The sequence below is a fragment of the Mycoplasma sp. 125 genome (assembly GCF_051549845.1).
Classification (GTDB): Bacteria; Bacillota_I; Bacilli_A; order Mycoplasmatales; family Metamycoplasmataceae; genus Metamycoplasma.
On sequence record NZ_CP196079.1, the window covers coordinates 391857 to 404322 of the forward strand.

Here is a 12466-nt window from a genome sequence, read left to right on the forward strand (position 1 = left end):
ATTATTTTCTCTTTCCCTTAGTTATTACTCTAGGATCAAGGGCATCATGAATACCAAGAGCCATAAAGTTTAGCGATAATGATAGTAATAATAATATTAATGTCGGAAGTAGGATTACTCATACGTTTTCACTAGCTTCTGAAGCCGATTCAATTAAGATCTGACCTAAGTTAGTATCATTCCCAGATTTAAAGAAACCAAGAAATGCCAATGATGCAACTCATAAAATTACACTTGGGACATTTTTAACAAACGAGTTAGCAATTTTCCCAATAATTGCAGGCAAGGCGTGAACAAATATTTGTCTTGAGGCAGAAGCACCTATTGCTTTTGAGGCTGTTATATATTCCTCGTTTTTAACGGTTATTATGTATAACCTTGTTAAACCCACAAACAATGGCCATCCAGCAATAGACATAGCTAAAATCAAGGAAATTTGGTTTGTCCCAAAGATTCCGACAAATATAAGAATCCAAATAATTGTTGGTGGAGCATTAAAAATATTAATTATTCTCATAATGATTGTATCAATTAATTTACCCGCATAAAAACCAAGGACCGCACCTAAAGTGATGCCAAACACAGCTTGAATTATTGTGGTAATAATAGCAATTTCAATCCCTCTCCATGTTGCATATCACGTTGTAACTCATATATCATAACCAGTTGAAGAGGTTCCTAAAATAGTTTTTAATGTAGGAACTTGCGGTATTAAAACCTTAGTTACATATTCATCAGTTAGTAAAACTCCGTTAGGTCTTGAGTTAATTAAACCATTCAGAACTCACGCTTTAAATAAATGATAAGCATTATAGTGAATAAATAATTGACCTTGATCATTAGTGTCAATGGTTGTTGAATTTGTAAAGAATGCAAATCAATTATTTCATTCAACTTCTTGCCCTAATTCCTTTCCATGACTAACAACATAATTATAGAATTTATAAATCTGATCGTCGGGTGTTATAGCTTTAGTTACAAAAGGTGAATATGCCGGCGGCAACGAGTTAATAAAATCATAACCATTAATTGGTTTGTTGGGGGTATAATTTGTGACTAGACTTGATGGAATTAATAATGATGCCAGTAATATAAACAAAAACACAATTAGCGAAACAACAACAATTGGGTTTGAAAAGAATCTTTTTATAATTTCAATAGCCATTTTTTTAGGGCGCCCTGCTATTGAGGAGGTTTGAACCTTATCACTTTCAGAAACAAAACCGAACTTTCTAGATAGTTCAGAACTTATTTTGTATTTTTTGTTAAATTCTTTAATCTGAGATTGTAAATTATCTTCCATATTTAACGTTCTAACCTACCTTTCATTATGGATTTTGAGACATAGAATTATGGTTTTGTTGATTCAATGCCCTTTTTGCATATAGATCTTTTTCAAGTTTCTTTCTTTCTAAAAATGCTTTAAAAAATAGCCAATAATTTTTCTTATTTTGTGCAGAATATGTAATTTTTGGATCTAATACAGCAAACATTACATCTACAAATATCTCAGCAGCTAATCCAATTCCAGTAAAGAATATCGTTGAAAACATAATAATATTAATTTCTCCAGTTGGAAATGAATTAGCAATAACAGTACTTGTTCCTGGAACATCTCAGTATCTTTCAATAATAATTGAACCAGACAATAGCCCAAGGAATGAGCCAAATAATAAGCTAAATAATGGAATCGAAATATTTCTTAATACATACTTAAAAAATATTTGAGTAGCCTTCAACCCTTTAGTTTTCGCTATTAAAACATAATTAGATGTTAATACAGTGATTACTTGATTTCTTGTATAACTAACATATACAGCCATTGAAGTTAAGGTAATAATTAACACAGGCGGTAGATATGATACAAATAATTTACCAAATGTTGGTTCAAGAGCATCTCTCGGAACTACGGTTGGAATACCAATTTTTAGTGAAATGGTAATTAATATCGGAGCTAAAACAAATGAAGGAATTGCTACAAATAATAGAACAAATAAATTAGCGCCAGAGTCAAATAATTTTCCCCTTTTATAACCGGCAAAAACACCAATAGTTATACCGCTAATTGAGCTAATAATAAATGCAGGAAGAGTAATTCTAATCGAATATTTTAATGGGGTAAAAAATAATAATTGTATGTTAGTATATTCAGAAGGATTTGGATTATTTTCTTTATTAATAATAAATCCAAAATCACCACGAAAGATATTTCCGATATAGCGGAAATATCTTACGATGATAGGAATGGGCGTACCATCTTCATATCTAAGCCCAAAAGCTATTTCATTGTCATATGTAAGTTGCTCAATTGAGAGCTTATTTTTAGGATTTTGAAATAGTTTTTCAACTATTGCTTTAACCGGACTTTGCCCAAAAGCGCTGACAAGTGTATATACAACAAAAGTTATAATAAACAATGTCAGGAGTGCAAATAATATTCTTTGACGTATATATCTAAACATTGTATAAATTAGTTTTTAATCTTTCAATCTACATATAGATCGACACCAGGATTTGTGGAATCAGGTACGACAAATTTTTTCTCTACTAATGCTCTACCAAATTCGTTCTTTTGTTTAAAAATTGCATATGTGAATCCAATATTAAAGAATGATGTAAATTGTTCCATTAACTCAATTGCTTGTTCATTAGTATGTTTTGCAATATATTGTAATCAAAATGCTGCTGTTCATGCATAAGCATCTGTTCCATGCTTGCCATCATGTGATGTTCAAGGGATTGCTTTATTATTGCTATCTCTTTTTAGAAAATAGTGTTCTTTTCCGTTTTCAGTTCTTTTTTCAAAGGTAACAGAGGTAGTATATGGTAGGTATTGTCCCTTATATTTGTTTTCAACTAAATGAAGATCCGCAAACGGTACTGAACCAATTCACTTATGTGGTCCATCCTCGTTAGCATATTTAACCATATCCTTTGCAAGTTGATAAATTTTTGGATAATTTTCTTTTATTAATTTGTTTTTATCATCCGAATCATTTGCTGCTATTCAAGTTAATGTCGGAACTAGGTTTGCGCTAAATGAAAGGCCGTCATATCCCGAACCGATTGAGTCGTAGTCATATGATCACGAAACAGTTTCTGATCCATTTGATCCTCTTGATCTAAAATTATCAAATCTAGGATCATCTTTATTATCAGTGTAATATATTGATAATTTTAATTTTGGATGTAATTGTGAAAATGTTTCTTGAATACTTTCAAATGCTGTTTTATATCCCTTAGGTATATTTATAAATGGAAAGGCATATTTAAACTCAATATCTTGGTCTTTATATTCAGGAAATTCTTTATAAAAATTATCAATTAATTTCTTTAGTTCTTCTTTAATTTGTTCAAAACCGGCAGATTCAAGTTTTTGCGATCTCGTTCCATTCTTTTTAAATAACACTTCTTCATTTTCGCTAGGACTTATTTCTTTGCCTATTGTGCCAAAATCAATTTTTCCAGACTTATCTGCCTTTAGAGCAAATAAAGAGTTTATTCTGTCTCTGACATCATTTGGAGTTCTGAATTTTGATGATTGTTGGTCACTACCGCCAATTGGTGAACCATCTGCAACTTTTGCTATTCATGCCGATGACTGAGAACTGGTTGCTTGCGAAGCAAACTCATCTCAATTAATTGCAGCATTTATTAAAGTTCTAAAAATTAATCCACGACCAGATATAAATTCACTTGGATCATTTAAACCTTTTGATAGCTCGTCTCTTGTTGCCCCATAAACTAATTTAGCAAAAGCATCATTGAATTCATAGAAATTAGTTTTTTGCCCTTGAGGAAGTGCTCTAACAAATGGTTGTGCAACGTTTCTATAAAATGGTCTATTTGTATTTACAACTTGAATGTAACGCAATCCAAATTTATTACCATCTCTCAAAATTTCATCTTGTTGTGCTTTATTTAATTGACTAAATGCAATTTGTGAAACGCTACCTTCTTTGTACTTATTAAAAATTCTGTCTGCAAATGTTTCTGCCGCAACGTTTTGATTATATATAAACACTATTTGTTCAATAGTATCAGGGCTATTCACAAATTTTTGATCATAGTAATTCTTATTTTTCTTAAGAATTAACTCTTGGCCTTTTTGAGGTGATATATAATATGCGCCATTATATAAAGTGTTTTTTAAACTTACTCCATATCAATAGGCTCCAACCTTATATACTATAGAATTTTTATCTAATTTTTTAATCTTATCTTCAAATTTTTTGGTTTCACCATTTTGCAAACCGTTATAGTTATATACTGGCAATTGCTCTGTTTGATTCTTTTCATCAATATATTGCGAAGGAGCTGGCTGAAAGGTATAATCTCTCAATATTAACTTATTAAAGAACTCTGTAAATTCTGGATCATCATGATTAGAAATTTTTTCAAATGTTACAGCATCATCTAATCCTACTTTTTGTATAAATTCTTTTTCTACAGAAAACTTCTTATGATCAATACCGAAAAGACTGAATAAATAATCATTTGAATACTCCTCTTTATCAGTAAAGGCTGATGAAGAAGCATCTGATAAAACTTTGGCAGCTTCTTTATCAAGTTCCTCAGAACCACCATTTTTATCTCTAAATGATTGACTGACAGAAAGTGTTCTTAATCACGAGTAATAAAAATCTTTTGCATTAACTTCATATTTCGTCTTTTTACCCGTTTCGTCAACCCAAAAAACACCTTTTCGAATAATAAATTGAACTTTAGTAGCTGATTTTAATTTATTATCAAAGTTAAAACTGTTGATAGATTTTTGATTATTCGATTTTAATTCTACTGAAGCAGAAGTGTAATATTTAACTCCGTCTTTTTCACCATTAGGCTCTGTCATGATATCGGCATCATCGGAATCAAATGTTGTTATAGAACCATTTTTGTCTGTTATAACAACTGCAGAAGCCATTGCTAATGCCTTTTTTGTTCAAGTTGGAGTTGTGATATATTGAGCAGTTCCAATTATTTTACCACTTTGATCCTTTTTGACTTTGTTAGTTAAAACTGGTTCTCCGATATTTTCAATGCGAACCAAACCAGCTGAAGTTTGTTGTGTCGTTGCGACACTTACATATCCACCATACGATCTTGAAGCATCATATACAAATGCTTGCCCTGTATAAGGTGAGTTATATTCAAACACGTATTTATGAACTTTACCGCTTTGTAAGTTGTTGCTGCAGCTTGCTAAAAGCAGGGGCACTGAAGCACTAAGTAAAGGTAAAGAAGCTAATAATATTTTGTTTGCTTTTTTCATTTTAATCTCCATTTTTTATAATTCCATAAAAGTCATTAAGGTGTTATTGTATTTAAAAAATTATTATCTAGTTATATAAAATGACTTATATAAAATTACAAAATAATTATAAATTATTTTTAATCTTTTGTTAGGTTTTGCTCTTAAAGAGGCGCATTTTCTCTTGTCTTTCAATGTGACTTTTTTAATACATTTTTGATTGATTTTTATTACTTTTTTATTGAAATTATTTAAATCTGGGTTTTATTAAGAAAATGCTAAAAGATACTTTTTTATTAAGAAAATTCTTATGTTTATTGAGTAATTATGTACCTCTAAAATCCATAATCTTAGGACGGTAAATAATGTTGAAATATGAAAAATCTATATTATTCTTTTTAATTTTAATCTTATTAATTATGATATTTAAATGTATAAGTTGCATTACAAATTCCTCCAAGAATAATATTTTTATTTCACGAATTCATAGAATTCATCTTAATAATACCCTTGTTGAAATTAATAATTTCAATAGCAAAAAATGCAGCTATTATAGCTGTGAACATACTAGAAATTTGATAATTTTCATTTATTTTTTTTATGTCCATCATTTTTTCCTAACATTAATTATTTTAACAACATTTAAAATTTTTTTGCAAAAAAATATAATACTTTTTAAATTTATTTATAAAAATCGACTTAGTTTTAGCAGTTTTATTAATATAAAAAATAAAATAAAAAAATAAAGCAATATTAGATATTTTTGATATAATTTTTTTAATTCAACTTGTTATGGCTAATTATTTAGCATAATGAATTGGATTAACATAGTTAATGTCTTATCCGAGCTTTTTTGCTTATTTCACTAAATAATTTAGATCAGGGTCTGCGGAGTCTGATTTTTTAAAATTGTGATAAAATTTTACTATTATGAATTCAAAGACAAAAAATATTATTTTTAACGAACATAAAGACAATATTAAATGAGATATATATTTTATGTCCTTAGCCAAATTAAGTGCATTTAGATCTAAGGACCCAACAACAAAAGTAGGGGCCTGTATTGTAAGCCCAAATAATTATGTCATTTCATTAGGTTACAATGGAATGCCAACTAGTTTTAATAACACCGAGGTTGATAATGACCTAGCCTTTCCATGGAATCGACCAAGTTGTTCTGATGATGTGCTACATTCAAAATATACATATGTTGTTCATGCTGAAGCAAATGCTATAATTAATGCTAATCTAACTAATTCTAAAATTGAACCAGGTTCAGCAATTTATGTTACACATTCGCCATGCTATAACTGTGCAAAATTAATTGTCCAATCAAAAATATCAAGAGTTTATTATGCTAGTGAATATAAACCGGAAGCAGATGATTTTAAAGCTAGCCTAAAAATATTTAGCACCTTTGGTGTTGAATTTATAAAAATAAAAAATGATTTTGATATTGATTTTAAAATAAAGAAATAATTTTTTATTTAATTTAAATTTTTAGGTCTTAAAAATAAATTTAATATCATATATTTGATAAATATTTTTAAACTATAAAAATGTTGCAATTTGACTAAGAATTAACAATTTTCTAATAAAAAATTAGAAAAAAATAGTTCTACTTTAGAAATTTCATAAGAAATTGTTTTATTTTTTTCATCTACTTTAAAATCAAATAATTTCTTATGAAATAAATAAGAAAAATTATCAAGCAGGTCTTGATAATTTTAATTATTTTGTTATAGTTTCTCCACATGATTGGGAGCCAAAAAGAGTCGCTAGATTTATTAAATATCGATGAATATTTTATTAAATCAAACATAAAAAAATCAATTTAAACTTGTTTTAGTTATAAAAACCACTAAAATTTAAGTTAAAAAAAGAATAAAGCCATCATTAAATTAAAAAAAATTCCCACTTTTTGGGGAAAAATTAAACAACTAAAAATATAAAAAAATTGCCTATATTTATGGCAAGCTTTTTTGTTCCCTAAAAACTGAATATCGACTTTTTTTATTTTAGATAACTTCTATAGAATCACTATTAAACCAATCAATTTATTAGTACTGGTCAGCTGAATATATTGCTATACTTACACCTCCAGCCTATCAACCTCATAGTCTATAAGGAATTTAATAGGGAATACTCATCTCTGAGGGGGCTTCCCGCTTAGATGCTTTCAGCGGTTATCCCTGCCGCACTTGGCTACCCAGCTATGCTTCTGGCGAAACAACTGGCACACCATCGGTGCGTCCACTCCGGTCCTCTCGTACTAAGAGTAGCTCTCATCAATATTCCAACGCCCACATCAGATAGGAACCAAACTGTCTCACGACGTTTTGAACCCAGCTCGCGTACCGCTTTAATGGGCGAACAGCCCAACCCTTGGAACCGACTCCAGCTCCAGGATGCGATGAGCCGACATCGAGGTGCCAAACCTTCCCGTCGATGTGATCTCTTGGGAAAGATAAGCCTGTTATCCCCGGGGTAGCTTTTATCCGTTGAGCGACGGCCTTTCCACGAAGAACCGCCGGATCACTAAGTCCTGCTTTCGCACCTGCTCGACTTGTAGGTCTCACAGTCAATCACACTTCTACCTTTATGCTCTTTGATACGGTTTCTGACCGTATTGAGTGTAACTTTGAACGCCTCCGTTACCCTTTAGGAGGCGACCGCCCCAGTCAAACTACCCACCACACACTGTCCTCTTACCAGATCATGGTAACAAGTTAGAAGTTCAACGTAACAAGGGTGGTATTTCAACGACGACTCCACTTGAACTAGCGTCCAAGCATCATAGTCTCCCACCTATCCTACACAAGTTAAATCAAACTCCAATATGAAGTTATAGTAAAGCTCCACGGGGTCTTTTCGTCTAGATGCGGGTCTCCGGCGTCTTCGCCGGAACCATAATTTCACCGAGTCCAATGTCGAGACAGTTAAGAGATAATTACTCCTTTCGTGCAGGTCAGTATTTAGCCGACAAGGAATTTCGCTACCTTAGGACCGTTATAGTTACGGCCGCCGTTCACCCGGGCTTCACATCAATGCTTCGCTAATGCTAACACCTTTGCTTAACCTTCGGGCACTGGGCAGGAGTCACCCCATATACATCATCTTACGATTTAGCATAGAGCTGTGTTTTTGATAAACAGTTCCCCTTACTATTCACTGCGGCCCACTTGTTATGGTGGGCATCCCTTCTTGCGAACTTACGGGATGAATTTGCAGAGTTCCTTGACATTGGTTTTCTCGCTCGCCTTAGAATACTCATCTTGGGGACGTGTGTCCGTTCTCGGTACGGGTTTCCATAAACTATATGTTAGAAGCTTTTTTAAGAGGTATGAAATCATCCAATTCGCTACTTAGTTGCCCTTTCACTATGCATCATAGCTCCCGGTTAAAAAATTATTATGCGGATTTGCCTACATAACCCAGTTACTATTTACCCCACAATCCAATAAGTGGTAGTACTATCCTCCCCCGTCACTCCATCACATTTATAGAAAGTACAGGAATATTAACCTGTTGTCCATCGGCTACGCCTTTCGGCCTCGTCTTAGGACCCGACTAACCCTGGGTGGACGAACCTTGCCCAGGAAACCTTCCCCAATAGGCGTCAGAGATTCTCACTCTGAATCGTTACTCATACCGGCATTCTCACTTGTAAGCGCTCCACCAGTCTTCACAGTCTGGCTTCAATGCCCTTACAACGCTCTCCTAACGCATTTTCATGCCCGTAGCTTCGGTATTGTGTTTTAGTCCCGTTGAATTATCGGCACAGAGTCTCTCGACTAGTGAGCTATTACGCACTCTTTAAACGATGGCTGCTTCTAAGCCAACATCCTAGCTGTTTAAGAAACTCCACAACCTTTCTCACTTAACACAATTTTGGGACCTTAGCTGACGATCTGGGTTGTTCCCCTCGCGTGCATCGACGTTATCACCGATGTACCGACTGCATAGCAATTCATGATAGTATTCGGAGTTTGATTATAGTCAGTACAGCTAGGCGCCGCCATTCCATATTCAGTGCTCTACCCCCATCACTTAACACTACACGCTAGCCCTAAAGCTATTTCGGAGAGAACCAGCTATCTCCAAGTTCGATTGGAATTTCACCCCTACCCACAAGTCATCCGGGCACTTTTTAGCGTACTACGGTTCGGTCCTCCACTTAGTGTTACCTAAGTTTCAACCTGCTCATGGGTAGATCACCTGGTTTCGGGTCTATATCAACATACTAAGCGCCCTATTAAGACTCGATTTCTCTACGGCTTCGCTTTAATCCACTTAACCTCGCATGTTGACATAACTCGCCGGTCCATTCTGCAAGATGTACGCCATCACCCATTAACGGGCTCTGACTAACTGTAAGTAATTGGTTTCAGAATCTATTTCACTCCCCTCCCGGGGTTCTTTTCACCTTTCCCTCACGGTACTAGTTCACTATCGGTGTCTGGTTAGTATTTAGCCTTACCGGGTGGTCCCGGCAGATTCAGACAGGGTTTCACGTGCCCCGCCCTACTCAGGATACTACAAAGAGATACACACATTTCGCTTACGGGAATTTCACCCTCTATGTTCAAGCATTCCAACTTATTCTGCTATGTGCATATTTTGTAACTCTATAATGTAGTCCTACAACCCCAACAACGAATGTTGGTTTGGGCTTTTCCCCTTTCGCTCGCCACTACTTAGGGAATCATTCTTTATTTTCTCTTCCTGCTGCTACTGAGATGTTTCAATTCACAGCGTGTCTCTTCATTTGACTATGAATTCATCAATATGATAATTAAGTATTAACTTAATTAGGTTTCCCCATTCGGAAATCCCCGGATCACAGCTCATTTCCAGCTAACCGAGGCTTATCGCAGGTAATCACGTCCTTCATCGACTTCCAGACCCAAGGCATCCACCAAAAACTCTTATCTTGTTTAATAGTAGTATAAGACCTATTGTTTGTCTATTGTATGATATATTCTATAGGTTGATCTAAACTTTGAAATATTAATAAATTTAATTTTCAATGTCGATATTCAGTTTTCAAAGAACAAAATGAGAGATAGATCTCTCAAAACTGGATACAATTTTTTTTCCATAACAGTGTGTACTCCGTATGAAAGGAGGTGATCCATCCCCACGTTCTCGTAGGGATACCTTGTTACGACTTCACCCCAGTCACCAGTCCTACCTTAGGCGGTCGCCTCCGAGGTTAGCTAACCGACTTTGGGTATTACCAGCTCCCATGGTGTGACGGGCGGTGTGTACAAGACCCGAGAACGTATTCACCGCAGCATAGCTGATCTGCGATTACTAGCGATTCCGACTTCATGGAGTCGAATTGCAGACTCCAATCCGAACTGAGATCGGCTTTTTGAGATTTGCTCCATGTCGCCATATTGCTTCTCTTTGTACCGACCATTGTAGCACGTGTGTTGCCCCACTCGTAAGAGGCATGATGATTTGACGTCATCCCCACCTTCCTCCCAGTTACCCAGGCAGTATCTCTAGAGTCCTCGACATGACTCGTTAGTAACTAAAGATAGGGGTTGCGCTCGTTGCAGGACTTGACCAAACATCTCACGACACGAGCTGACGACAACCATGCACCATCTGTCACTCCGTTAACCTCCGCTATATCTCTATAGCATTGCGAAGGATGTCAAGAGTGGGTAAGGTTCTCCGTGTATCTTCAAATTAAACCACATGCTCCACCGCTTGTGCGGGTCCCGTCAATTCCTTTAAGTTTCACTCTTGCGAGCATACTACTCAGGCGGATCATTTACTGCGTTAGCTGCGTCAGTGAACTATCCACCGACTAATGATCATCGTTTACGGCGTGGACTACCAGGGTATCTAATCCTGTTTGCTCCCCACGCTTTCGTCCCTCAGCGTCAGTGTAGACCCAGTAAGCTGCCTTCGCCTTTGGTGTTCTTCCATATATCTACGCATTTCACCGCTTCACATGGAATTCCGCTTACCTCTATCTAACTCTAGTTTATCAGTATCCAAAGCGAGCCAGGGTTGAGCCCTGGGATTTAACTCCAGACTTAATAAACAGCCTACGAACGCTTTACGCCCAATAATTCCGGATAACGCTTGCGACCTATGTATTACCGCGGCTGCTGGCACATAGTTAGCCATCGCTTTCTGACAGGGTACCGTCAGCTTGGAAGCATTTCCTCAACCAAGTATTCTTTCCCTATAACAGCACTTTACAATCCGAAGACCTTCATCGTGCACGCTGTGTCGCTCCATCAAGCTTTCGCTCATTGTGGAATATTCCCTACTGCTGCCTCCCGTAGGAGTTTGGGCCGTATCTCAGTCCCAATGTGGCCGTTCAGTCTCTCGACCCGGCTAAACATCATAGTCTTGGTAGGCCATTACCCTACCAACTAACTAATGTTCCGCACCCTCATCCTCTAGCGGGGCTTTAAGGCCCCTTTCACAACGGAATCATGCGATTCCATGCGTATCCGGCATTAGCCAATGTTTCCATTGGGTATTCCAATCTAAAGGGTAGATTAAGCACGTGTTACTCACCCATTCGCCGCTAAGGTATTGCTACCTTCGCTCGACATGCATGTATTAGGCACACAGCCAGCGTTCATCCTGAGCCAGGATCAAACTCTTAAAATTTGATATTGGTTTTATTATATTTTTAAAAAATTAAAATTGACGTTATGGTATTCGTATCCAGTTTTCAAAGAACTATCTTAATATTTGTTAGCAAAAAAGCTACAATTACTATTATACGCTTTTTATTTTTTTTAATAATATTTTTTTATTTTTTTTAAAAAATTTTAGATATTACTAAATTAGTTTAATTAAAAACTAATCAAGCAAAAATAGAAAGCTTATATATTATATATAAAATTTTTTTATTTTTGAAATTATTAATAAAAAAATATAATCCAATATAGATAATATCTTTTACTAAAAAAGTCAAGTATAACTTATTAAATATAAAACACCAAGTCAACAACTTGGTGTTTCTAAAATTATTTAATTTTATCATTAATAACATTTTTAAGAACTTTTTCTTCCTTATAAAATCCACAATATCTACATGCTTGGTGAGGAATAATTGATTGTTTGCAATGCTTGCATTCTACTAACGTAATAGGACTTAATGCATGATGACTTCTTCTTAAATTTTTTCTTTGCTTTGAGGTTTTTCTTTTTGGAACTATAGCCATAATTTATCTCCTA

Annotated in this window: 6 protein-coding genes and 2 rRNA genes; 1 reads left to right on the top strand and 7 read right to left on the bottom strand. The window is 34.8% G+C overall.

The window, feature by feature from the left end; translation table 4 throughout:
* Position 1: 1 nt before the first annotated feature.
* The 4 genes from ACSH4Z_RS01635 to ACSH4Z_RS01650 all read right to left on the bottom strand — a co-directional run bounded on the left by ACSH4Z_RS01635 (position 2) and on the right by ACSH4Z_RS01650 (position 5817).
* A complete protein-coding gene (locus tag ACSH4Z_RS01635; protein WP_438340874.1) occupies positions 2-1303 on the bottom strand; it encodes an ABC transporter permease in 1302 nt (433 codons plus the stop codon).
* A gap of 25 nt (positions 1304-1328) precedes the next feature.
* A complete protein-coding gene (locus tag ACSH4Z_RS01640) occupies positions 1329-2462 on the bottom strand; it encodes an ABC transporter permease (protein WP_438340875.1) in 1134 nt (377 codons plus the stop codon).
* 8 nt (positions 2463-2470) lie between these two features.
* Positions 2471-5272: an OppA family ABC transporter substrate-binding lipoprotein gene (locus tag ACSH4Z_RS01645; RefSeq protein WP_438340876.1), complete on the bottom strand. Its 2802-nt coding sequence runs from the start codon at positions 5270-5272 to the stop codon at positions 2471-2473.
* 392 nt (positions 5273-5664) lie between these two features.
* Positions 5665-5817: a hypothetical protein gene (locus ACSH4Z_RS01650; RefSeq protein ID WP_438340877.1), complete on the bottom strand. Its 153-nt coding sequence runs from the start codon at positions 5815-5817 to the stop codon at positions 5665-5667.
* 364 nt (positions 5818-6181) lie between these two features.
* Between ACSH4Z_RS01650 and ACSH4Z_RS01655 the strand changes: the two genes are divergently transcribed.
* Positions 6182-6730 carry a deoxycytidylate deaminase gene (locus ACSH4Z_RS01655; protein WP_438340878.1) on the top strand — a complete coding sequence of 183 codons (549 nt, stop codon included), beginning with the start codon at positions 6182-6184 and terminating at the stop codon, positions 6728-6730.
* A gap of 560 nt (positions 6731-7290) precedes the next feature.
* Here ACSH4Z_RS01655 and ACSH4Z_RS01660 read toward each other — a convergent pair.
* From ACSH4Z_RS01660 to rpmF, 3 genes are all read right to left on the bottom strand, one after another.
* Positions 7291-10194: ribosomal RNA gene (locus ACSH4Z_RS01660) — 23S ribosomal RNA — on the bottom strand.
* A 179-nt stretch (positions 10195-10373) separates the two neighbouring features.
* A 16S ribosomal RNA gene (locus ACSH4Z_RS01665) occupies positions 10374-11893 on the bottom strand.
* Together the 16S and 23S rRNA genes form the textbook arrangement of a ribosomal RNA operon.
* A gap of 362 nt (positions 11894-12255) precedes the next feature.
* Positions 12256-12453, bottom strand: a complete 198-nt coding sequence (gene rpmF / locus ACSH4Z_RS01670) for a 50S ribosomal protein L32 (protein WP_438340879.1) — start codon at positions 12451-12453, stop codon at positions 12256-12258.
* Positions 12454-12466: the final 13 nt, after the last annotated feature.